At 37.8% G+C, this 24032-nt stretch carries 16 protein-coding genes and 2 pseudogenes; 16 read left to right on the top strand and 2 right to left on the bottom strand.

Annotated features, from left to right (window positions below; genetic code table 11):
• The first annotated feature begins 711 nt into the window (after nt 1-711).
• The 5 genes and pseudogenes from FTU03_RS10845 to FTU03_RS10825 form a co-directional block, all read left to right on the top strand.
• The gene (locus tag FTU03_RS10845) at nt 712-1416 is read left to right on the top strand and encodes a hypothetical protein (protein WP_094069346.1); all 705 of its coding nucleotides are present in this window, start codon (nt 712-714) and stop codon (nt 1414-1416) included.
• A complete protein-coding gene (locus FTU03_RS10840; RefSeq protein ID WP_070153152.1) occupies nt 1403-3673 on the top strand; it encodes a hypothetical protein in 2271 nt (756 codons plus the stop codon). Before FTU03_RS10845 ends, FTU03_RS10840 begins: the two co-directional genes overlap by 14 nt.
• On the top strand, nt 3657-6845 hold the full coding sequence (locus FTU03_RS10835) for a tyrosine-type recombinase/integrase (RefSeq protein ID WP_154320135.1): 3189 nt from the start codon (nt 3657-3659) through the stop codon (nt 6843-6845). Before FTU03_RS10840 ends, FTU03_RS10835 begins: the two co-directional genes overlap by 17 nt.
• A gap of 329 nt (nt 6846-7174) precedes the next feature.
• Nucleotides 7175-7492, top strand: coding sequence for an IS200/IS605 family transposase (tnpA, locus tag FTU03_RS10830; RefSeq protein ID WP_257229519.1), 318 nt, complete (start codon nt 7175-7177; stop codon nt 7490-7492).
• 61 nt (nt 7493-7553) lie between these two features.
• Nucleotides 7554-8665 (top strand): annotated as a pseudogene (locus FTU03_RS10825) (IS66 family transposase); the annotation flags it as partial.
• 485 nt (nt 8666-9150) lie between these two features.
• Here FTU03_RS10825 and FTU03_RS10820 read toward each other — a convergent pair.
• A complete protein-coding gene (locus FTU03_RS10820) occupies nt 9151-10323 on the bottom strand; it encodes a replication initiation protein (protein WP_094069347.1) in 1173 nt (390 codons plus the stop codon).
• 856 nt (nt 10324-11179) lie between these two features.
• Between FTU03_RS10820 and FTU03_RS10815 the strand changes: the two genes are divergently transcribed.
• The 9 genes from FTU03_RS10815 to FTU03_RS10775 all read left to right on the top strand — a co-directional run bounded on the left by FTU03_RS10815 (nt 11180) and on the right by FTU03_RS10775 (nt 21586).
• Nucleotides 11180-11953 (top strand): ParA family protein, encoded by a 774-nt coding sequence (locus tag FTU03_RS10815; protein WP_094069344.1) that lies wholly within the window; start codon nt 11180-11182, stop codon nt 11951-11953.
• 13 nt (nt 11954-11966) lie between these two features.
• Nucleotides 11967-12878 (top strand): ParB/RepB/Spo0J family partition protein, encoded by a 912-nt coding sequence (locus FTU03_RS10810; protein ID WP_070153141.1) that lies wholly within the window; start codon nt 11967-11969, stop codon nt 12876-12878.
• Between the two features lie 105 nt (nt 12879-12983).
• The gene (locus tag FTU03_RS10805; RefSeq protein WP_070153138.1) at nt 12984-13262 is read left to right on the top strand and encodes a hypothetical protein; all 279 of its coding nucleotides are present in this window, start codon (nt 12984-12986) and stop codon (nt 13260-13262) included.
• A 227-nt stretch (nt 13263-13489) separates the two neighbouring features.
• Nucleotides 13490-15037 carry a class I SAM-dependent DNA methyltransferase gene (locus FTU03_RS10800; RefSeq protein ID WP_154320136.1) on the top strand — a complete coding sequence of 516 codons (1548 nt, stop codon included), beginning with the start codon at nt 13490-13492 and terminating at the stop codon, nt 15035-15037.
• Entirely contained in the window at nt 15034-16149 is a 1116-nt protein-coding gene (locus FTU03_RS10795; protein WP_104915058.1) for a restriction endonuclease subunit S, read from the top strand. Before FTU03_RS10800 ends, FTU03_RS10795 begins: the two co-directional genes overlap by 4 nt.
• 55 nt (nt 16150-16204) lie before the next feature.
• On the top strand, nt 16205-16738 hold the full coding sequence (locus tag FTU03_RS10790) for a DUF2939 domain-containing protein (RefSeq protein WP_167846516.1): 534 nt from the start codon (nt 16205-16207) through the stop codon (nt 16736-16738).
• Between the two features lie 40 nt (nt 16739-16778).
• The gene (locus FTU03_RS10785; RefSeq protein ID WP_257218586.1) at nt 16779-17243 is read left to right on the top strand and encodes a hypothetical protein; all 465 of its coding nucleotides are present in this window, start codon (nt 16779-16781) and stop codon (nt 17241-17243) included.
• Between the two features lie 84 nt (nt 17244-17327).
• Nucleotides 17328-20567 (top strand): type I restriction endonuclease subunit R, encoded by a 3240-nt coding sequence (locus FTU03_RS10780; RefSeq protein WP_154320137.1) that lies wholly within the window; start codon nt 17328-17330, stop codon nt 20565-20567.
• 494 nt (nt 20568-21061) lie between these two features.
• Nucleotides 21062-21586, top strand: a complete 525-nt coding sequence (locus tag FTU03_RS10775; RefSeq protein ID WP_154320138.1) for a hypothetical protein — start codon at nt 21062-21064, stop codon at nt 21584-21586.
• Between the two features lie 49 nt (nt 21587-21635).
• Here the strand turns inward: FTU03_RS10775 and FTU03_RS10770 are convergent.
• A pseudogene (locus tag FTU03_RS10770) lies at nt 21636-21944 on the bottom strand (transposase); the annotation flags it as partial.
• A gap of 31 nt (nt 21945-21975) precedes the next feature.
• On the opposite strand from FTU03_RS10770, the gene FTU03_RS10765 reads away from it, so the two are divergent.
• Together FTU03_RS10765 and FTU03_RS10760 are read left to right on the top strand one after the other, a co-directional pair.
• A complete protein-coding gene (locus FTU03_RS10765) occupies nt 21976-22422 on the top strand; it encodes a Wadjet anti-phage system protein JetD domain-containing protein (RefSeq protein WP_228291712.1) in 447 nt (148 codons plus the stop codon).
• A 23-nt stretch (nt 22423-22445) separates the two neighbouring features.
• Nucleotides 22446-23605, top strand: a protein-coding gene (locus FTU03_RS10760; RefSeq protein WP_154320140.1) for an IS3 family transposase whose coding sequence is annotated in 2 segments (ribosomal slippage) — nt 22446-22680 and nt 22680-23605 — 1161 coding nt in all. Because the reading frame shifts where the segments join, the coding sequence is not laid out codon by codon here.
• The last annotated feature ends 427 nt before the right edge of the window (nt 23606-24032 follow it).

The following is a 24032-nucleotide window of genomic DNA, read 5'->3' as shown; positions in this document are numbered from 1 at the left end:
ATTTAGTACATCTACTCGCTGATCCACTCGTTTCATCCTTCAAGAGATTTTCTCTACAAAGCTAAGATTAAGTTCTTAAGATCAGATTAAGTTTATAAACCTATTTCAGACTGCATAGGCCCAAGTGAACCGTATTGGGTTTGTGGGAGACTTTTATTTAACTGATGTTACGTAGTAAGTGCATTTTGAGCATCTTCGCTACTACATGTTGTAGTCGATTTATAAATTATTAATAATCATTATATTAAACTATATATTGTTATTATTTCTCACGAAAATCAGCATCAAAACATAGGTGACTTTTATAAACTAAAATGTCTAAAATGAAGTGACCAAAACCACATTAAATGATCTAAATTGATCAAAATTTTACTCCACCAAAAACTATATACCAGTAATCAAATCATATACTTATAATTAAGGTCATTTAATGGAATAAATCTCGGTGACCTTGCCAAGGTTGGGGTATTTTTATGATCTAACTTTTACTACTTTGTAGCAGGAATCACAGCCATACAATCAATCAATCCCAACCTCGGTAATAGCTTAAAAATATTACTAATAAAAATAGAACCAAATTAAATTATGCACACCAAAACTATAAATTGTGTCTACTTTTCTACACTTACACAATAAATACCGTTAGATTACTTGAAAAGTAAACAGTTAAATAGTAGAAATGTATCATAGTTATATTTTAATAATCTAAATATGTGCCGTGGAACGCGTAAACAAGTAACTTCTGAATGTTCATTTAATTTTGATAACCCCAAAATTATCTTCAAGCGAGATCTTTCTAAACTCGCATTAAACACTCATCCAGATTTTGCTGGCATTCATCACTGCTATCACATGGCCTTTCGAGCTCTACGATTAACTTCTCATTTTCGTTTAGCATCAAACAAACTCAATGTTTGGTCTATAGCAGGAATATCCAATTTCTGGATCGCTGATAATTTTGATTTGTACCTGCATCACATGAAGCTTCCGCCTTCACCTCAGGAATTACATGTATATACGTTCCCACCTGATGCCAACTTACAACAACAACTCAAACACTATGCAAGCTTTGAATTCTTAAGTTTTTTGCAAGCAAATACTTTTGATATACACAATTTAAATCCGCAGCATCTTCAGCAAGCGATCAACCGATATATTTCGACTGAAGTTTTACTCGACTTTAATCGCTTACATTCATTCAAAGCACATAAAACGCTCAGTCTTGAGGGGCTTGGTAAGTTACTCAATTTTAGCCATACACAACTCCACAATAGAAACAGAAAAATCCATGCACGTCGCCAGCATCTACTTGACGAAGTCAGCAAGCAATCAAAAGTCGTCGATCATTATTTAAATCAAAATGATTTTTCACCAAATCCAACAGATTTTTGGAATTGTTCATATGCACGAAAGTGAAACTAAGCCCCTTCCTCAACCCAAAATTTTATTATCAGACTTATTAAAAAAGCTTTTTAATGCAGAGGATTTGTGTCTTCATGCACATATTAACTTTATCGCAGATCTATTGGTTTACCATGACTGCTCAGATTATCTTAAGGGGCTTGTTCTCAGTGAGATTGAATCTGATATTTCTACAAGTTCACCACCTCGCATTCCCGCTACTCTCCAAGCGTCTAGAAAATCTAAAATTGGTGATTCCCCAATCACGTATTACATCAACAGTATTGCCAGCATTTATCATGCGCACACGGAACTACTCACCTGGAATGTGCTCGTCCTTAAAGCAGCACTATATTTATTAGCATTGCCGCAGATCAAACCAGATTTATTTGAAAAACAACATACAGAGCATCTCAATACGATTAAGCGCTTATTTCAGCGTTTCCGCGTTGCAAACAAGTCTTTTTTTGCAAAAAAAAAAGATGCTCACGCATTAGATTATCAAGCATTCTTAACTCTTAAATTCCCTGCTTTATTTCTATCATTAGAGCAATTTGTAGAGTCTGCTCTTCAACCTGAAGCAGATCAAGAACTAAATGATTTTCAGAAAAATTTCTGTGATGAATTACGTATTGCATTCAATTATGTACTAAAAAGCCGTCCAAAAATTGCCAAATCAAGTGTAGATAGTAAACTGCAATATCGTACATGGGATACCGATGGAACTATTAACGAAATCATTGAGACTAAAAAAAGTAATAGAGGTTTAGCTAATGAGCAAGCCCTTGACGAGCAAGAAGACCCCTCTGTTATTGTTCAAGCAGATCAGATTACACCACTTGCCAGACATTCTAAAAATGCCCAACGTATGGCACTTTCGTTAATTCCAAAACATATGCAACGACAAGATCATTTGCTCACTGCAAGTTGTTTACTCCCAAGTGTTTATACTATTTCTGACCTAATTACATACCTGTATCATGATGATAAAAAACATAATGATAAAAGCGTGCTCGTTGTATTACTTTGCTTAATCACAGGCGTTGGCTTTAAAGACTGGTTAAATTTTCAAAAAAGGCGTGTAAAAAGATTAAATCATCGCCAAGTCATTAAATTGCAAAGTGACCAATACTATCTCTCAACCAAATTCAGCATTTTTGAAGATGCAACGTTTGAATATCCGGAGTCACTGATCAATAACACCGTTCATTTAGATATCCCTATCCCAAATCACTTTATTGATCGTATCAAAGCAGAACCAATCATCACTGAAGATGAGCTAAAGAAAAAAATTAGAATAATAAAAGATGAAGTCAAAATTCCTCAGCTGAACTTATCAAAAACTAGCTCATTACTGCATCATGTTATTTTGCAAAAAACAGGCAATAGGCAACTTGCTGACATCATCACTGGTGTAGATGCAAGTCACTCTTCTTCAAGCTCTTACTGCCATTACAATGTAAATAAATTACAAAAAAATTATGTCAAAGTTTTATCTGAACTATGTACACAGCTCGCTGAAAATGACTACGGTGATATTGTCTATAGTGATCAGTCCATCTGCTTTGGTAGCCAAAAAGCACCAAGTAAAAATGTCATAAAGGACATCCTTTTCTATCTTTACACCAAAATTTATACGACTTCAGATAACGACTGGGTAGAAAGTTTTAATGCTTATAGCATTTGGATGTGGCATATCCTACTTTTGTTTACCGCTGCACGACCTGTTCGGGACTTTCCAGGTTTTTTGAATAATATAAGTTTTCAGCAACAGACAATTATGCTGTCTGACAAAGAGGTCGGTGGTAGACGTGGCTTTGGACGCTTGATTCCACTTTGTGCATTTCTCATCGGTGAATTAAAGAAATATCTTCGTTTCCTCGAACATATCCAACAACATTACATGGCGATTAACCGCGAAATCTCAGCCCAAATTGATGCCATATTTAATAATGAACAGCCTCTGTTAAATCTTTTACAAAATGGCACACTCACTCCGCTTACACCTTCCAATGTGCGTGACTTTCATCCTGAAGTTGGGTTAGCACATCCCAACTGGCACCGCCATACAACACGTGCCTTTCTCACCAACAAACAAATCCCCGAGCCTTTAATACTTGCACTTTTTGGACATGAAGCCTTCCAACAGGAAGCCGCACATCCATTTTCTAGTTTGTCTCTGAACCAATATCGCGCGCTCGCAACACATTTAAATGAAATGCAGGAATATTTTGAAATTATTGGAGTGAATTTAAATGTCCTCATCGCTTAAAAAAGCAGATCAACTGTTTGCCGAAAAGAAACGAGAACTTACTCGACAATTAAATGAACAAAAAATTCAAAATGAAGTTCATGCTTCACTCCGCAAATATTTTTCAGAACAGCAGTTTGATCAGAATCCACATTTGCTAGGTGATTACGGCGAGGTTTATAGCCACATCAAGAAAAACTCTACGAGTAAAAAGTGGATCAAGTTTGCATATGATTTTTTTGAAGATTACATCAAAGAGTTAAATGCTCAGCATCGCTTGGATTTAGAGCTGCCTCATGCTGTTTTAGATATTAAAAGAGATAAGCCTATCGTGACCATGAGCTGGAATGCCGATGGTCATGAAATAAATGACCTCGTACAACAGCTTTATAATTATTGGGAATTGGCTGAAAGCTGTGACTCATTCTCAAATGAGGAAATCGTGGGCAATATTATATTGTCTGCCATTCTATTTGGTGGCTTAAATGAAAAAGCTGAACTTAATGCCTTGCTTGAACACCTCAGAAATCCAGTAAAAGTACGCCATTATAAAGACCTTAATATTCTTTTTTTAGAATCCCATTCTAATCATTATGGCGATATTTTTATTGATGAATATACTGTTCGAAAATCTAGAAATTTTATTCCAGACCCCGTCACACGTCTGTGGCTAATACATTTTAATCTGAGAGATATTCGACATGTTCATCTTCCCGTAGAGGGCTATCTTGAGTATATCTTTCGAAAAATAAAGAAAAAGTTTAAAAAAAATAGCTTATCGCATTTACTTCAGCATGCTCGCTACAACTGGTTACAGCTTCCCAACGTAGATATAGATCCGGCGCTCTCTGAATGCCTCATCGGGAATTTACTCAGTTGTGGTTTACCCGAACAAGAGTTTGAGCGTTTTGTGCAACCAAAATTTAAATATAAGCATGAGCTCACTACTGAAGTCATTCATCAGTCTAAGAATTTACCTCCACAAACTGTTTATTTGCATCATGAGCAAGATGCACTAAAAGATGTACTAAAAATTCATAAAGACTTATTAAAAATTATTCGTCTTCGCCAAACAGATGCCCCAATCTATCAACTCATGATCGATTATTGTATGGAGAATGCAAAACTCTTTAATGAATACAGTAAACGAATCACCCTGTGGTTAATTAGTCTCTTTAAACCACCTCAAGAAGATATAGATCTGCTAGCTCAGAGATTTGATTTTTGCGCTACAATTTTTGCTAAAATCATTTCCAACAATAGCCAGTTAGCCAAAAGCTCAATTTACACATACTACACTCGAATTGGTGAGCCTTGGCTAATCTATTCTTTACAATATCAATTTTCTGAGGACGATGAAGAAACACGCCTGCAAAAAATATATGCACAGATTTATCAAAATAACTGTATTGCTGAAAGTCTGCTCGAAGATACTGTTAAAAAATCGGCTGCTCAAATTGTAAAAACACTCAAACGTTTTCATCAATTTCAAGAACAACTATTCGATGCCCCAGCATTCACTTTAGAGACGCTGGATCAACAAACCAGACCACGCACACGTATTATCAGCCCAGTCACATTTCAACTGTTAATCAAAAAACTTCAACAAGCACATCTACAAAATATCATCTCTCAACATGACTATGAAAATCTTAGTCTTATTTATACGCTTGCTTACAGAACTGGGATGCGAATTAATGAAATGATTGGTTTACGTATCAAAGATACTGAAGGATTAAACAGAATATCATTATTGGTCAAGCCATATGGGTCAGAAAAAATAGGCAATGAACACAGATTAAAGACTGACAGCGCGCAACGTAGCGTGCCCGTGTATTGCTTACTCAAAGCATCTGAGTATCAACAATTTCATCAATATGTTGTCAAACAGCGGTTAACAAAAAAACCGAATGATTATTTATTCAGTCAGTTCAATGAGAATAAGAAACTCAGCCAGCACATGCTGACTGCACCCTTTAAAAATTTTATGGATCAGTTATTCAAGCAACATCACTATACATTTCATTCATTTAGACATTCTGCAGCAAATCATTTAGCATTAATTTTTAAATGTGATTATCATTTTTTGTCTGATAGCCTCACAGACTATACGGAAGTTGAATATAATCAGCTCAGGGCTGAGTTATTACGTAATTCAATTGATCAAAATCATTGGATTATCATCGCACATCTTTTGGGGCATCTCGAACCCATCGAGACCTTTAAAAGTTATATTCATGTAGCTTACTTTATTGCAGGTTATCAATTTTCCAAATATCGCCCATTACTAAGCAATGGTTTGGTTAAGAAAATGCTGGGGATAAGCAATTCAACACAAGAGTTACATTTTCTAAAATCGCTCAATGATCAGTCTGAATTCAATTTTGAAATGCATGCTACAACGCTCTGTAAACTCCTTCTAAACAATCAAGAAAAATGGATAGCGAGCAATGCTCACACACTACATGCAGAATTAGAGGTAAATCAAACGCAAGAACATTGTATTTTTGACTATTTTGTCGCGACTCCAGAATCTAAAATCGATCTTGATCTATTTTATAAGGCACTCTGCTTATTAGAGTTATACAAATATGATACGGAGCGCGTAGCACAAGAACTTTGCCTATCTCATGAGCTCATCAAGTATTGGTATGACAATGCAATCCAACTCAAACAACTTAAATCTAGAAAAAACAATCCAAGACTTTTTCATATAACCGAACTGCAATACATCAAACCGTCAATGATTGATACTAATGAGGACCTTTTATTGGTCACACATTTTTTTAACTATCTACAAGCCTGCTATCAAAAGTCACCTGAAAATATTAGGTATGTCTTAGAATTCTTTATTAATCACGTAACTGCTTCACATACAGGTTTACATTCAACGCGGAAAAATATTCAGAATCTGGAAAAATTCTACTATGCGGCCAAAGATCTGTTTCCTGCCAACATGTGGCATTTACTTGGAATAGATATGGTTAATTTTTTAAACAAAGAAATTACGCCGAATCTACTCAAACTTGCCAAGGCAAATCAGAAACTAGAAGGTTACCCAACAACAAAAGAAAATAATGCACGCTTACAGCTATATTCCTTAAAACAAGGCAAAGCACTACCGGCTTTTAAATTTTGTTTACATCTGGCTTGCATTGGTAGGCCTGCTCAATTGCAGTTAGAAATAAAATGACTTCAATAAATCATCGTAACGGATACTGCTTAACTCTCGTGCTACACCTAAGTTTTAATGGTGAGTGTCTGTTTTAATTTTTTTTGGGGGTTATACAGTTAATTAATGCTGATAAAAGCCTAGGCTGGCCATATATAATTCCATCAACCTGATTTTTTACCATTCGGTTTACCTAATTAATCATCACAAAATTATGTTGGTGATAATTTGGTAAATTTTTAAAAACTTATGTGACCACAATTAAACGATCTTAATAAAAATTAATTCCAATAAAAAATATTTGAAAACGTAAGTTGTTTATTTCATTGTACTTATATACACAGCAATTTATACAATTTAATGTATATTATGTTGGTGACTATTGCCAATATCGGGCTTTGGATTTTGATGCTGTATTGATTGAATTTAATGGGGAGGATGATCATGTTCATTTATTAATTAATTACCCACCAAAAGTTGCTATTTCAAATTTAGTGAATAGCTTAAAAGGTCTATCTAGTCGCCACCTTAGAAAAGACTTTCCTGAAATTAAAAACAAACTTTGGGGTGATTCTTTATGGTCGCCAAGTTACTTTGCTTCAAGTTGCGGTGGTGCGCCATTAGAAATTATTAAACAATACATCGAGCAACAACAATCACCTCATTAGAATTAAAAATCGAGCCTTATATCACCTCCATAAATGAGGGTGTTTTACGGCTCATTGGATAAATAAACATAAACGTCGACTACTCCCAGATCATTTAGCAACCGTACGTATTGAGCATGAATCTGCATCAACGCAATACATCTGTGGGTGCACACTGCGTCGTATCGGCGAATATCAGTGAAAAATTGAATTTCAGACCAGCGCAGTTCTATAAAGAACAGCATGTGCGTGGTAAATGGGTTTGTGATCAATGTGACACCCTGACTCAGCAAACGATGCCTGCCTATGTGATCGATAAATGTATTGCGACACTTGAGTTACTTAGCCATGTGCTGGTATCCAAATATGCTGATCACTTACCGCTGTATCGTCAGCGACAGATCTTTCTGCGCGCAGGTGTAGATCTATCTAGATCCACCCTGTCAGATTGGATTGGTCGCTGTGGTGTAGACACTTGAACCTCTGGTCAATGCCTTAAAACAGGTGGTGCTGCAGCAAGGGGGTGATCTATGACTTTCAAGAAACCGTTCAGGTCTGCATGCAGAAGAATTCCTGAATGGCTGGCAGGGACATCTGGTCTGTGATGATTACAGTGGTTATAAAGCACATTTCAAATCAGGTCAGATCATTGAAGTAGGTTGCATGGCACATGCATGTCGTAAATTCCATGAACTGCATATCACTGGGAAAAGTCAGATTGCTGAACAGGCACTGGTGCTGATTCAGAAATTGTATGCGATAGAAGCAGAGTTAAGGCACAAGACCGACGGTACAGCGCAACAACGCTGCGAATACCGGCAACGGCATAGTCAACCAGTGATGCAACAACTATATGAATTGCTCAACCAACATCATCTGATGGTGCCATCAAGTTCTACCACCGCTAAGGCAATCAATTACACTCTAAAGCGCTGGCAAGCCTTAAGCCGCTATTCAGATGATGGTAATCTATCTATTTACAATGATTTGGTGGAGAACCAAATGCACCCTTGGGCTTTAAGTCGTAAGAACTGGTTGTATGTTGGATCACTGCGCAGTGGTCAGCGAGTTGCTAACATCATGACATTGATCCAGTCAGCAAAGTTGAATGGTCTAGATCTGTATGCCTATTTAAATGGTGTACTGCAAAAGTTGCCGACATACAAAGTGATCCAAATTAAAAGATTGGCATAGAGTTTAGAGGATACTTACAAATCAATGGTATCGCCAAGTTGATCGTCATCATCTTTAGCTAAAACGGTCTTTAGCTTATCATTTGTGGCTAGACGCAACAGCATCAAATATCTAGCTTAAGAAGCATCTCAGAGTAAATTTTTACAACAAAGCTAATAAGCTTAGGCTATTTTAATAGTTTTCATGATCCGCTGCTTTATACAAAGGCTATAAAAATATTTAGTAATTTTTTATCTAAATTACTCTATATACTTAAAACTTGGTTGATCTCCCTATCTTAACCACACCATTTTTTGAGCACTGAAAAACTTTTTTCTGCAAAAATATATGAGGAACAACAAAAGTGTAAAATCTAAAAATAATATCTATTCTTTTAACTATTTTTCATTCAGCTATACACACAGATATTTTGTATCCAATTTTCTTAGTACTTGAATTCTTCAGTGATACATTAAAAAATGTGTAGCAAGTTGCTACACTTTTCCTTAGACAAGCTCTTTACCAAAAATATCATTCAGCCTATCACGAATACTTTGTACAAATTCCGGATTATTTTTTAGTTTATGCTTCATATTACGTTTAAAGTCATTCAAGCTCATACCAACTTCAGCAAAATCCATTTGGAATAAAGTGTCATTAATAACAATATTTGCTTGAGAGTCAGTGAGACAACCAATTTTTTTAAACCACTTCTTGAACTGCGAATACTTTTCATCATTATTAAAAATGTACCAGGAACGTACATTCGTATCGAATTTTGCCCCCAATTCTTTTACTAATGCATTCTCTTCAAATGGAACATCAAGATAAATTTTTTCAATTACAGCAGTTTCATTTAGTGTTTTATCAGTAATACGCTGATGCAGTTTAAAATTCACCCCCACAATTGGGCGCCCTTTTTTTATGGTTTCATACTCTAGTTGTAGATCTGTATTTTCGTTAATTTCTGCAACTATTTTATCTAATACATAGCGTCTAAAATCTACCCAGCGATCATATTTAGTTTCATTAATATCAATCAGAGCTTTCAAGTTTTCTAAAAGCATTGGGACTTCATAACTCTTTTGGCTTGCGTACTTGAATTCATTTTTAATGAAATACGTATAAAGACTCATACTAGCAACAGAATCCAAGGCAAACAGATGTTTCAATTGATAGGTGGTGAAATTCCCCCCAGCCAACTGCGTGAAATACGGTAACACCTCACTGGTAAAACGAATCTGAATGGCATTTTTAGAATCATCTTCCCATCTTAACTCACGGATAATAGGAACGACAGAATGTACTTTTTTAGTCTTTCTCTTACCATCATCAGTAGGTTCCTCAATAATAAAATGAGCCACCCTAGATGAAAGTTCTTTATAAATCCGGTCTATTGCAACATTAATCGAATTGCGTTTATTCAATCCTAGTAAATCTGCCAAATCATCCTTATACAGATAAATATAGGTTTGTTCTGTGATTTCACCATTTACCCTATTTTTCTCACTATAATTTGCAACAGCCATTGCATATAGGAGCGCCTTATATTCATTGGCTGATAACTCAATTGGGCGAATTAAGCGGTTACTAGTGCTAACAACGCCATTATGACGAATATTGCCTATACAGTAAGGAATATGATTCAATTCTTCTTGCAATGATTCTGATTCTGTCATAACCGTGATATTTATATATTTAATTCTATTTTTATATACAAAAGTGGAAAAACTTTCAAGACTTTCACCACAAGAATCTAAGAGTGGAAGGCTTGTCATCAGAAATATGCATTTTTGACGATTTATTGTCCTTAAAGTGGAATGAAATATATTATTTCCACCATATAGTGACAGACCTTCCACCTTTAGCTCTAAACTAACAGTTCAAAATACCCATTTTCACTTATTTCTTCCAAATTTAGGTATGCTATGTCAGATAGAAACCTAGATGTGACAAGGCTTCCACCTTTCATTAGATTTGAAAGGTATAAATGAATAGATAATCATCAGGAAATATCCAATAAAAAAAATTTATCCACAGGGTGCTAACACATAGTGACAAACCTTCCACCCTTAAAGATTGTTTAGCCAACTTTATCAACAAATTAAGTATTTATTTTTGCAAGAGTTTTTTAAAAAATATAACCTTTTTAAAAATAGTAGTGACAAACCTTCCACTCTTGTGACAAACTTTCCACTTTACGGTGACAGACCTTCCACCTTTGAGTGACAGACCTTCCACCTTTGAGTGACAGACCTTCCACCTTTGAGTGACAAACCTTCCACTTTACGGTGACAAGCCCTCCACTTTTAAACTTATAAGCATTTGTTTTATATAGCAAAAAAACAGTCTTAATTATTAATTAGCTAAATAAATAATTATACTAATTATTAATTAAGCTAGCTTATTTAAAAATTAGTTTTTTAAGTTGTTTTACACCTAAATAAATAAGATTTATAAATTTAAAAACTATAGTATGATGAGTGAAAGTTATTTATATTGTTAAACATTCAAATACGGAAGCATCTGACACGTATGTCTGCAAAAATTATTACGGTTGCTAACCACAAAGGTGGATGTGGCAAAACAACGACCGTTGTACATCTAGCCTCTGAACTTGCAAATCTTGGCAATAAAGTTTTAGTCATTGATTTAGATCCTCAAGCAAACGCAAGTTTACACATTGGGATCCAACATCCAAGCGAAATTGTTGTTACTTCAGCAGAATTACTCGTTGGTGATATTTCATTATTAGCTGATGCATTACAAGAAGAAACAAACTTTGAAAAAGTATCATTAATTTATGGCTCATTAAATTTAGGAAAAACTGAAGACCAGCTTAAAGAAGAAGCTCCTCGTCCTTCAGAAGAATTAAGCATCAAGCTAGAACTGTTAAAAGATCTTTACGACTTCATATTAATTGATTGCCCACCTAGTCTTAAACTATTAACCAGTAATGCCTTAGCATCATCAACACATGTCATTATCCCTATCGAATCTGGATCACAATATGGACTGTATGGGGTAACAGATCTTTTAAACCATCTTGAAAAGATAAAACGTATTAATCCAGATTTAGAGCTTTTAGGCGCTTTACTGATTAAACATGATGAACGTCAGAATGTTTGTAAATTGATTCGGGATGAAGCTTTAAAACAGGTTGGAAAAATTTTACAAACTACCATTCCTCAAAGTACTAAAGTTAATCAAGCAGCAATTCTGCAACAGCCACTTTTGAAAGTAGAAAAAAATTCAAAAGTACGTAAGGCTTTTGAAAGCCTTGCTTATGAAATTGTAGCGAAAGTTTAAACCTGAGAGTATTATGGCAAGCACTAAAGAGCTTTTAGCTCAAAAATTGAAACAAAATACAGAAAAACATCAGCAAGCACAGAAAGACAATATTAAAGAGCTAAAAGAATTTAGACGTAATGTTCCTATTGAGGATATCAGTCGCAGTCCCAACCAACCGCGTAAAGTATTTGAAGATTCTCAATTAAAAGAACTGGCGGATTCTATTAATGAAATCGGCCTTTTGCAGCCCATTACAGTGCGTAAACTTGATAATCTGAAATATGAACTGATTGCAGGCGAGCGACGCTTACGGGCGCATCAATTACTCGGCAAGTCGGTGATTGAAGCCATTATCATTGATGCTAATGATGAAGAAGCATCTTTGTTAACCCTAGCTGAAAATTTAAAGCGTCAAGATCTGACAGATTATGAAATTTTTATTGGTTTGAACTCACTTGATGAAAAGTTGAAGAAGAACAAGCAACGTTTAGCTAATTCATTGGGTTTAAATCGCGAAGATATGTACAAATATCTATCGTATGAAAAGCTGCCTAAAGCAATGTTGAATGACCTGGATTTGGAGCCAGGTCTAGTCGGTCGTACTGCTGCAACAGCGTTCAAGAAATTTTTATCGGATCATATAGAGCAACTTTCGGAGGCGGAAACAGCTTTACTCGGTGCTTGGGAGAAATTAAAAGAAAAAAAACTGGAGCAAAGCAAAGTTACTTCTTATGCTGAAAAACTATTGAGTCAAGATCCAGAAAAAGTAACCACGACATCAGTGGTAAGAAAAATCGAATATGATGGTAAGGTTGCTGGAAATATCAAACTGAATCAAAAACAGCTCAATATCTCTCTTAAAATTTCAGAAATTGATGAAGCTAGTCTTTTACAACTAGAAGATTTTTTAAAACAGCTTATTCAGAAAAGTGAAAAAGTGTAGCAACTTGCTACACTTTTCAGTTTGCTCATAAAACTCTCACACTTACGTGAGAATTTTTTATAATTATCACATGCGAAAAATTATACCACCCAAACTGAAATTGATATGGTTACGCTAGAAGAGTTTATTCCTAAAAATTATCTTATACGTAAAATAGACAAAGCGATTGATCTCAATATCATTCATGAACGTGTCGCGCATCTATATTGTCCCGATAAGGAGACTGTTGAACGAATTTTGCCGTTGCAAAATAATTACAGGGTCTCTGTTATGCAAGTAACGCAGCAATGTTTACTGTCAGTTACAGCACAAAACTTGAAGAAAATCGCCTTGCACTTATCGAAGTTAATTTTTATTGTATTTTTTAGCCATCAATACGCTTAAAAATAAATCACTATGAATAAGCGATAGAAGTTTAGAAAATACCCCCACTTTAACGATCGCTAAAGTGGGGTTTGTGATTAGTCTGAAAAGTGTAGCAACTTGCTACACTTTTTTAATACTTAAATTGTACGACAAGAAATGACGTATCAATACTTACACACGAGCGTATTATTGGGTACTATTGGTTTAACTAAAACTAGATAACCTATTCATTGCAGGACAATTCCATGGCACGTACTCCAAAGCAAACCAAACAAGAACCCATTGAGGTCATTCTTTGGAAAGCTGCAGACAAACTTCGTAAGAACATTGATGCTGCTGAGTACAAGCATGTAGTCCTTGGTTTGATCTTCCTCAAGTACATCTCTGACTCATTTGAAGCTCACTACAACCTATTGGTTGAAGGTGAGGGAGAGTTTGCAGGAGCTGATCCTGAAGATCGTGATGAATACACTGCATACAACGTCTTCTTCGTTCCTGAGATCGCACGTTGGTCATACCTGTTAAACCAAGCAAAGCAAGTCACCATTGGTAAGATTGTAGACGATGCAATGGAAGCCATTGAGAATGAGAACCCTCAGCTCAAAGGTGTACTACCTAAAGTCTATGCACGTCAAAATCTCGATCCTACGAGCCTAGGTGAGCTGATAGACCTCATTGGTAACATTGCCCTAGGTGATGCAAAAGATCGCTCTGCCGACGTTTTAGGACACGTATTCGAGTACTTCCTAGGTGAGTTCGCTTTAGCTGAAGGTAAGCAAGGTGGGCAGTTCTACACGCCTAAATCCATCGTGAGCTTATTGGTTGAAATGCTAGAGCCATACAAAGGACGTGTATTCGATCCTTGCTGTGGTTCAGGTGGTATGTTCGTACAGTCTGAGAAATTCGTAGAATCGCATCAGGGTTTAGTGGACGACATCTCCATCTATGGTCAAGAAAGTAACCAGACAACTTGGCGTTTGGCCAAGATGAACTTAGCCATTCGTGGCATTAACTCAGAGCATGTGAAATGGAACTCTGAGGGTTCATTCCTGAATGATGCACACAAAGACCTGAAAGCGGATTACATCATTGCTAATCCACCATTCAACGTCTCTGATTGGAGCGGTGAGCAGTTAGTGGGTGATGCTCGTTGGTCTCTAGGTACACCACCTGCAGGCAATGCGAACTTCGCATGGATGCAACACTTCTTGTATCACATGAGTCCTAAAGGTCAGGCAGGCGTTGTGCTTGCTAAAGGTGCATTAACCTCTAAGACCAGTGGTGAAGGTGAGATTCGTAAAGCCTTGGTTTCAGAAGCCAATGTCATCGACTGTATTGTGAACCTACCTGCCAAGCTGTTCCTGAACACACAGATTCCTGCTGCTTTATGGTTTATGCGTCGTGACCGTGTTAACTCAAGCCAATACCAAGATCGTAGCAATGAGATTCTGTTCATTGATGCTCGTAACCTAGGTCATCTGATTAACCGCAGAACCAAAGTCTTGTCTGATGAAGATATTAAGCTCATCACAGACACTTACCACAATTGGCGTAACAAGGGTGGTGAGTATGAGGATGTTGCAGGCTTCTGTGCATCTGTACCACTTGAGAAAGTCGCTGAGCTTGATTATGTACTGACGCCAGGTCGTTATGTTGGTTTAGCTGATGATGAAGATGAGTTCGACTTCAAGGTACGCTTTACAAGCTTAAAGGCAGAGTTTGAAGCACAGCTTGCTGAGGAAGCCAAGCTAAACCAAGCCATTGCTGAGAACTTAGCAAAGGTGGTTGTATGAGTGAGTGGCAGGTTGGGCGATTAGATAGCTTCTTTACCCTAAAACGTGGTTATGACTTACCAAAGCAATCTCGTGTTTCTGGTAGTGTTCCCATCATTGCTTCTTCAGGTTTTGCTGATTTTCATAATGAAGCCAAAGTAAATGAATCAGGTGTTGTGACGGGCCGATATGGAACCATTGGTTCAGTTTTTTTCAGTGATGTACCATTTTGGCCATTAAACACATCTCTTTATGTAAACGACTTTAAGGGGAATGACAAAAAGTTCATCTACTACTTTTTGCAAACATTGGATTGGGAAAAATTTAGTGACAAAAGTGCGGTGCCTGGAGTTAACCGTAATGATGTTCATCAAGAAGAGATATGCTTTCCGTCTCTCCCTGAACAAAAAGCCATAGCCTCAATCCTTTCATCATTAGATGACAAGATCGACTTACTGCACTGTCAGAACAAGACTTTGGAAGCCATGGCTGAAACACTGTTTCGTCAATGGTTTATTGAGGAAGCGAAAGAGGATTGGGATGATTTACTAGTAAGTGATATAGCTACTCATATCAAAGACAATGTGAACCCATCAAAAGATCCTCTTAAGACATACTATCATTTTAGTTTGCCTGCTTTTGATTCAGGAGAAAAGCCTACTATTGAATTGGGTGCGGAAATTCTGAGTAATAAGTACAGAGTATGTGAGAACTCAATTTTAGTCTCAAAGCTGAATCCAAGAGTGCCTCGTATATGGTTATTAACTGATGTCAAAGATAATTATGTATGTTCAACAGAGTTTCAGAATTTGAAGCCTAAAGTAGGATCTCATTTAATGTTCTTGTATAGCTTATTCAATTCAAGAGATGTTATTGATGAATTAGCAATGAGTGCTTCGGGAACCAGTGGCAGTCATCAAAGGGTTAAGCCAGAAGATATGTTAAATATCTCTTTTAAGACTCCAAGTTTAGACTACCTTGAAGAGTATTCGCTGTTGATTACTCCTTCGATGCAAAAGGTTTCATCTAACAAGAAGCAAATCCAAACACTTGAACAACTACGAGATACCTTGCTTCCTAAGCTGATGAGCGGCGAAGTCAGAGTCCAATACCAAACAGAAGAAGTTGCATAACATTTGAGGTGAAGTCATTTGATGGCTTCACCTTTTTTACATTCAGGGGGCTGAATTGAATAAAAAAATTATAGGGGCAATCATTGCCTTAGTCGTAGTGATCTGTGGCTACTTGTATGCTTCGCCATACATTGCCATCAATAACATCAAGAATGCTGCACAAGTAGGTGATAGCGAAAAGGTGTCCAAGTACATCGACTATCCAAGTGTGCGTCAGAGCTTCAAAGATCAAATGAATGCCATGATGATGAAAGAGATGGCAACCCATAAAGATGATGGTTTCGCAGCACTAGGTGCCATGCTTGCATCTACCATGGTAGACAAGATGATTGATGGTTTTGTCACACCTGAAGGGATGACCATGATGATGCAAGGCAAAGACCTTAAAGATGCAGCACATTCATCACAGGGAGCATCAACAACAGAAACCAAAGAAGAAGATCAAGCAGAGTACAAAACTCGCTATACCTCATTCAGTGACTTTGAGGTTGTGATCCAACATCCAAATGATTCCAAAGCCGTCACTGTCAAAATGGTTCGTGATGGTTTGAGTTGGAAAGTGAATAAGATCGCTGTGCCGATGGATTAAGTAAAAGAGAACAAAGAGGAAAAACAGAATGATAAAGCGCATGATTCAAATGGGATTTGGCTTGATTGCTGTAGTTAGCTTTGCTGCAACCGTTCAAGCAGCACCGGCTAAATTCAATCATAGCGGCATACAAAAAGGTAAAGTCATAGAAACCTGTTATCACTCTCCTTGTTCAGTCGCCAAGTTTGTCTCTTACAAACAACTGAATAAGACAGCGACTGAATCCAAGATTCAAGTCACCTTGCTGGGCGGTAGTCGTGAGTGGGAAGCCAAGAAAATTGACTGGAATAGATCGCCACATAAAGTCACTGTGAATTGCTCATACCAACGACCAACAGTTCAGATTGGTTCACAAAAGACTCTGATTCCACTCAATGATGGTTTAGGTGTTCCTGGAGTACTGATGGTAGATGCTGAACTCTATCTATATGTTTGCCATAAGTTTGAGGGCGCTATTGAGAATGCTGTGCAGAAGTATGGCTATAACGTGCAGGACGATGAATAAGGTTTCTTAGCTTTACATCATATAAAAAATTAATGAGTCCAGGTTATATGGATAAGTTTAGGGGGAAATAATCAAGTGACTAAGATGACCGAATCAGACATTGAGCTGATGGCGATAGAGCAACTAGAGGGATTGGGCTATACCTATGTGTATGGACCTGAGATTGAATCGAAGGGCACTAACCCTCTACGAAGCTATAAGCAGGTCATCTTGGAAGACAAAGTGCTTGATGCATTACAACGCTTAAATCCTCATTTAAGCCAAGACAAATGTACTGAAGCACTAAAGCAAGTCACCAATATTCAATCCCCTGATCTACTCAGTAATAACCAAGCATTCCACCGACTGCTCACTGAGGGCATTAACATTGAGGTGAGCAAAGAGGGTAACACTCAAGGTGAGTATGCTTGGTTGATTGACTTTGAGAATCCAACCAATAACGAATTCCTTGTCGTCAATCAAGTAACCATCAAAGAAGATCGCTGGACAAGACGACCAGACATTATCTTGTATGTGAATGGCTTACCCTTGGTGGTCATTGAACTCAAGAATGCAACAGACGAGAATGCCACTGTAGAAGGCGCATACAAGCAAATACAGACCTATCAAAGCCAAATCCCTAGCTTGTTTACCTACAATGCTTTCAACGTCATCTCTGATGGTTTAGAGGCGAAAGCAGGTACTGTCTCAGCAGACTACAGTCGCTACATGGCGTGGAAGACAAACAATGGTCAAACCAAAGCCAAGAAGACACAAGCACAGCTAGAAGTCCTGATTCATGGTTTACTGAATCCAGTCACACTACTCGACATGATTCGACACTTCATTGTCTATGAATCAACGAAGCACGAGGATACCAATGGCTTAATCACCATTAAGACCATCAAGAAGATGGCTGCATATCATCAGTACTATGCAGTGAATGCAGCAGTCCTCTCGACTATTCGTGCGTCTGCAGTGAACTCGGACTCGAAATCAGCAGAAGTTGCCATGCAACATCAAGGTAGAAGTAAGCTCGAATTGGTACAGCAACAAGCAGTCGGTGACAAGAAAGCCGGTGTGGTATGGCATACCCAAGGCTCAGGTAAGTCTTTGTCTATGGTTTTCTACACAGGCAAGATTGTCTTGGCTTTGGATAATCCAACAGTCGTTGTGATCACAGATCGTAATGATCTAGATGATCAGCTCTTTGGTACATTCGCTGCATCAAGCCAACTCCTTAGACAAACACCACGACAAGCAGACAGCCGAGAAGAACTCAAAGAGTTACTCAAGGTGGGTTCAGGTGGCGTGATCTTCACCACCATCCAAAAGTTCCAACCGGATGATGGCACTAGCGTCTACGAGCAACTGTCAGACCGAACCAACATTGTCGTGATTGCAGATGAAGCACATCGTTCTCAGTATGGCTTTAATGCCAAGGAAGTCGATGTCAAAGATGAAGATGGCAAGGTTGTCGGTAAACGTACTGTCTATGGTTTTGCCAAGTACATGCGTGATGCACTTCCTAATGCTACTTACCTTGGTTTCACAGGAACACCAATTGAGAAGACGGATGTAAACACACCTGCAGTCTTCGGGAACTATGTAGATATCTATGACATCTCGCAAGCAGTGGAGGATGGTGCAACTGTTCGTATCTTCTATGAAAGCCGCCTAGCTAAGATTGCCATCAGTGAGGAAGGCAAAGAGCTGATTGAAGACTTTGATGACCAGTTTACTGAAGATGACTTAAACCAAACTCAAAAAGAACGTGCGAAGTGGGCAAGAGTCGAAGGTTTGATCGGCAGTAAAGAACGTATCAAAGCCATTGCAAAGGACATCGTAGAACACTTTGAGCAGCGTCTTAAAGCCAATGCAAACCAAGGCAAAGGCATGATCGTCAGCATGTCTCGCAGGATCGCTGTAGACCTTTACAACGAGATTGTAAAGATCAAACCAGAGTGGCACAGTGATGATCTGAATGATGGTGTAATCAAAGTTGTGATGACTGCCTCAGCTTCAGATGGTGAGGTGATTGCTAAACATCACACTACCAAGCAACAGCGCCAACGCTTAGCAGATCGTATGAAAGACAATGATGATAAGCTCAAACTCGTTATTGTTCGTGATATGTGGCTGACTGGTTTCGATGCCCCAAGTATGCACACCCTTTACATCGACAAACCAATGAAAGGTCACAACCTCATGCAAGCGATTGCACGAGTCAACCGTGTCTACAAAGACAAGGCTGGTGGCTTGGTTGTGGACTATCTTGGTATCGCATCTGACTTGAAAGAAGCCTTATCGTTTTACTCAGAAGCAGGTGGTAAAGGTGATCCTGCATTGGTGCAGGATGAAGCTGCAACGATCCTGCAAGAAAAGCTAGAAGTGCTTGATGGCATTTTGCATGGCTTCAACTACCAAGAGTACTTCACTGCAGATACTTCTCGTAAGCTCAACATCATTTTAGAAGCGGAAGAGCATATCCTTGGTGTAGATCAAGGAGAAGGGAAGACTCGCTTCCTGACAGCAGTCACAGCGATGTCACAGGCATTCGCATTAGCTGTACCTCATCCACATGCTATGGAAGCTGCACCAGTGGTGGCATTCTTCCAAGCAGTCAAAGCACGTCTTGCTAAGTTTAGTGATGGTACAGGCAAGATTTCTGGCTTAAGTAATGCTGAGCTTGAAGCCAAGGTAAAGCAAACCATTGACCAAGCTCTAGTCACAGAGCAAGTGGTAGATATCTTCGATGCTGCAGGGATTCAGAAACCAGATATCTCGATTCTCTCTGATGAGTTTATGCAGGAGATGAAAGACTATAAGCATAAGAACATTGCGCTTGAAACACTTAAGAAGTTACTTGGTGATGAGATTAAGGTACGAGAGCAACGCAGTGTCACCCAAGGTAAGAAGCTCATGGATATGTTGATTTCAGCAATTAAGGGTTATCAGAACAAGGTACTTACTGCAGCAGAAGTCATTGATGAACTGATCAAGTTAGCTAAGACAATTCAGGAGTCAGACAAACTGGCTGAAGAACTCAACCTGACTGAATACGAATATGCGTTCTACTCAGCAGTAGCAGACAATGACAGTGCTCGAGAATTGATGCAGAAAGACATATTGAGAGAACTTGCAGTCGTACTCACTGATTCTATTCGTAAGAATGTGACTTTGGATTGGACGATCAAGGAAGCTGCTAGAGCAAAGTTAAGAGTCATCGTGAAGAGATTGCTGAAGAAGTATGGCTATCCACCTGATATGGCTTTATTGGCTACAGAAACTGTATTGGAACAGGCTGAGCAGTTGGCTGAAGAGCTTTCCAGTTCAAAAGAATAGGGTACAGATAGTGTTCAAAAAGACCGCTATATTAACCATAACCAAGGGGGCATTTTTACACTGCTGCTAACAAGGACAACCCTTCACTTATACTAGCTCAAAACTGATCTGACAGTTCCCCGTTTTTTATTGTGCCTGTCAGGTTAAATTTGGGCTAAATTCTTATCAGCCCAAATTCGTTTTCCATTAAGTAAAGTTTCAAATGGGCTTCCTGTTTGACATCTTTTGGGAATAGTTTCGGATATTTTGTTGTTCTAACTTTTCATGATGCTGTTGAATTTAGTCCAGATCTCATAAAACATTGTATAACTGAAACGCTGGAAAACCTATTTAGCAAATTTGGGGTGTAGTTTCCACTTGAAATAATTCAATTAAAAATAAATGTATGTATTTTATTTATTTTTTGATATATTTCAGTTTAACCTAAAAACGACTAGTGATAGTTATAAAAAGTTGTGCTTAGAAGAATCTTTATTATTTTCAGAGGTTTACTTATGAAAAAGTTAGTAATCTTATTATCAATGTCGACGGTTTTTTTATCAGCTTGTGGTAATAAACATGACAAAATGGTTGGCTACTGGCAATTAGAAAATGTGCAAGGAAAGCGCATTATGCAAATTTTTAAAGAGGGTAAAGATAGTTATATTCTTAAAGAAAATGTGGTTGCTCGTAGTAATGTGGTGAATGGTAAAGAGGGAAGTTCTCTCGTATTGGAAAAAAAAGATGATACTTTAGCGGTTAATAATGGTTTAGCTGCTATGCCCTTACATTTATCTGATGATGGTCAAACATTACGTATTTCTAAAAATCAGTACAAAAAAGTAGATGAAAATTTTGTCAATAAAACAATAGAAAATATTAAAGTGTGTCATGAAATTGAAACAGAATATCGGACTAAAGTTAAAGAACTACCTATTTTTACTCGTGACCCTGCAATTCAAGAGCAACGTAAAACGTTGGCTGAGTCAACTACTAAAAAAATGCAAGCCATTGAAGATTGTAAATTTGGTATCTACTGATAATTACACTATTTAATGAGGGTGTAAATAATTCTGTGTAAATGTGGTTTTAAAAATACTTGGTTACACGTTCATCAAACATGATACTAAAACGATTCATGGCAGCTTTCCAATTCTGAATGGGCATCGTCCATTTTTTGCTTGCTGCCATAATCGCTAAATATACCACTTTTTTCACAGATTCATCGGTTGGGAAGATTTTTCTTTTCTTGGTGGCATGGCGAATGACACTGTTCAAGGATTCAATTGCATTGGTGGTATAAATCGCCTTGCGAATGTCCATTGGATAGGCAAAGAACGTGTTGAGATTCGACCAGTTGGCAAGCCATGATTTACTGATTTGAGGATATTTATCGTCTCACTTTTGACCAAATTCATCCAGGGATGACATACAATCGATACAGCGCATCATTATTATTGAAAATGGTGCCATGATGAATAGGGTATTTGATTGGTATATGCAGTTGCCTCTTGAGTGGCAGTCGAGCCTGTTTGTCTATCGTGGGCATGGGGCCAACATTAAAACAGTAGTTAAATTATTAGAACAAGTATCGGATAACTGCTTGTTGGCATTTTATGGTGATCTTGATCCGTATGGGATTAATATTGCCTCTCATTTTTATAAAATACGTCCTTTAGCCCTGATTGTGCCTAGTATCTGGCAGGAGATCACAGTCACTCATATCGACAACAATGTGAATAAATTCTTGAAGCAGATCGTTCAGACTAGGGATATTGCATTTGATCAAGCTGAACCTTTGATTTTAAGAGAGCTATTTCATCATGTTGATCCTAGCCAAAATAATGGACAGTACTTCCCTCTAAAGATAACGTAACGTTAACTTTGGAGATCCAAGAAATGGCCAAACGTTTTAATCCCAAATTTAAACAGCAAGCAATTGATTATGCACTTTCAAACTCACACGAGCCTACAGCTGCAATCGCCCAGAAATTAGGTGTGGGTTATTCAACTTTAGACAAATGGATTCGTGAAGCCAATCCAGTGGGTTCAAGCAAACGTCAACTTTCACCAGAACAACAGCGGATATTGGAATTAGAGAAAGAAGTCAAACAGCTTAGGGAAGTCAATGACATCTTAAAAAAAGCGCATGTGTACTTTCTGACAGATCATGCCAAGAAAAGTACACGGTAATTCAAGATCTGGATGTGAATGAAGTCACTGTATCTTCTGTCTGTAAATGCCTGGGTGTCAGCACTTCAGGCTATTATGCCTGGCGAAAGCGCCAGACCAATCTAGCGCAGAAATATAATGATTTAAAAGCCGTATATTGGCAGCATCATGCACGATTGGGTGCACCTTCATTGGTACATGACATGCATGATTTAGGTTACAGCATGAGCGAACGAACCGTTGGAAGAATGCTTAAAAAGCTTGGTTTACGTAGCAGGATTGCACGTAAATACAAGCATACGACTGATTCAAACCATCGTTTGCCTACAGCACCTAACTTGTTAGATCGTCAATTTACGGTCAATGAACCCAATAAGATCTGGACAACAGATATTACCTATATCCGTACTAAGCAAGGTTGGCTGTATTTATGTGTGATGCTGGATCTATTCAGCCGTCGTATTGTCGGTTGGCAAACCAGCTATCGAATAGACCGTCAATTGGTATGTGATGCGTTTCATTATGCAATGGCTCGTCAGGGGTATCCAATGGGTGTCATGGTACATTCGGACCAAGGCTCACAGTACTGTAGTCGTGATTTTAGGGCGCTATTATTGACGAATAACTGCGTTCAAAGTATGTCACGCAGGGGAAACTGCTGGGATAATGCAGTGACCGAAAGCTTCTTTCATACATTGAAAGTTCATGTGGTCCATGGCAGTGTATTTGCCACTCGAAAAGAAGCGAATGCTGTCTTGTTTGACTATATTGAGATTTATTACAATCGAATCAGAAGACATTCTGCAAACGGCTGTTTAAGCCCAGAAGCCTTTGAACAGAAATATTTCAAGAATTTAGAGGGATTTGTTGTCCACGATACTGTCTAGGATCAAAAACTAGATCACCTACCTGTATATCTTCGATTTTTTTCCAAATTCTCCGTGGTAAATTTAGATCCCTCTGTACACGCACTAGAGTACCCGCAATAAAACACCCAGTAAGTGCTGGTATTTCTTTCAATTTATCACCCATAAAAAATGTCCCCTATTATTTGTTAATGATAATGTATGACTGTTAATTTTTTATCGTTCAAATTCTATTCTATTTAACATAATGGGCGTTATACGAAATTTTCAAAAAAATACAATAAAAATGCGAGCTTAAGGCTCCCATTTTTGATTTTTGTGTGTTATTCACCAATTAAAATGTCTATGCGATAAACCATTTAAAATGTCCTGTTTTTAACTGCAAGAGTCAAGAACAGGATTTAAATTTCTTTGTTCATTGCTAGCTTTCTGAGCTTTACGACTCGGC

Source organism: Acinetobacter sp. YH12046 (assembly GCF_013419905.1).
Taxonomy (GTDB): Bacteria; Pseudomonadota; Gammaproteobacteria; order Pseudomonadales; family Moraxellaceae; genus Acinetobacter.
This window is presented reverse-complemented; position numbering and strand designations above follow the sequence as displayed.

Coding starts and splice junctions, on each gene's coding strand:
- FTU03_RS10815 (WP_094069344.1), top strand. CDS start 11,180: ATGTCTGCAAAAATTATTACGGTTGCTAACCACAAAGGTGGATGTGGC.
- FTU03_RS10780 (WP_154320137.1), top strand. CDS start 17,328: ATGACCGAATCAGACATTGAGCTGATGGCGATAGAGCAACTAGAGGGA.
- FTU03_RS10840 (WP_070153152.1), top strand. CDS start 1,403: ATGCACGAAAGTGAAACTAAGCCCCTTCCTCAACCCAAAATTTTATTA.
- FTU03_RS10795 (WP_104915058.1), top strand. CDS start 15,034: ATGAGTGAGTGGCAGGTTGGGCGATTAGATAGCTTCTTTACCCTAAAA.
- FTU03_RS10845 (WP_094069346.1), top strand. CDS start 712: ATGTGCCGTGGAACGCGTAAACAAGTAACTTCTGAATGTTCATTTAAT.
- FTU03_RS10810 (WP_070153141.1), top strand. CDS start 11,967: ATGGCAAGCACTAAAGAGCTTTTAGCTCAAAAATTGAAACAAAATACA.
- FTU03_RS10835 (WP_154320135.1), top strand. CDS start 3,657: ATGTCCTCATCGCTTAAAAAAGCAGATCAACTGTTTGCCGAAAAGAAA.
- FTU03_RS10805 (WP_070153138.1), top strand. CDS start 12,984: ATGGTTACGCTAGAAGAGTTTATTCCTAAAAATTATCTTATACGTAAA.
- FTU03_RS10800 (WP_154320136.1), top strand. CDS start 13,490: ATGGCACGTACTCCAAAGCAAACCAAACAAGAACCCATTGAGGTCATT.
- FTU03_RS10785 (WP_257218586.1), top strand. CDS start 16,779: ATGATTCAAATGGGATTTGGCTTGATTGCTGTAGTTAGCTTTGCTGCA.
- FTU03_RS10775 (WP_154320138.1), top strand. CDS start 21,062: ATGAAAAAGTTAGTAATCTTATTATCAATGTCGACGGTTTTTTTATCA.
- FTU03_RS10820 (WP_094069347.1), bottom strand. CDS start 10,323: ATGACAGAATCAGAATCATTGCAAGAAGAATTGAATCATATTCCTTAC.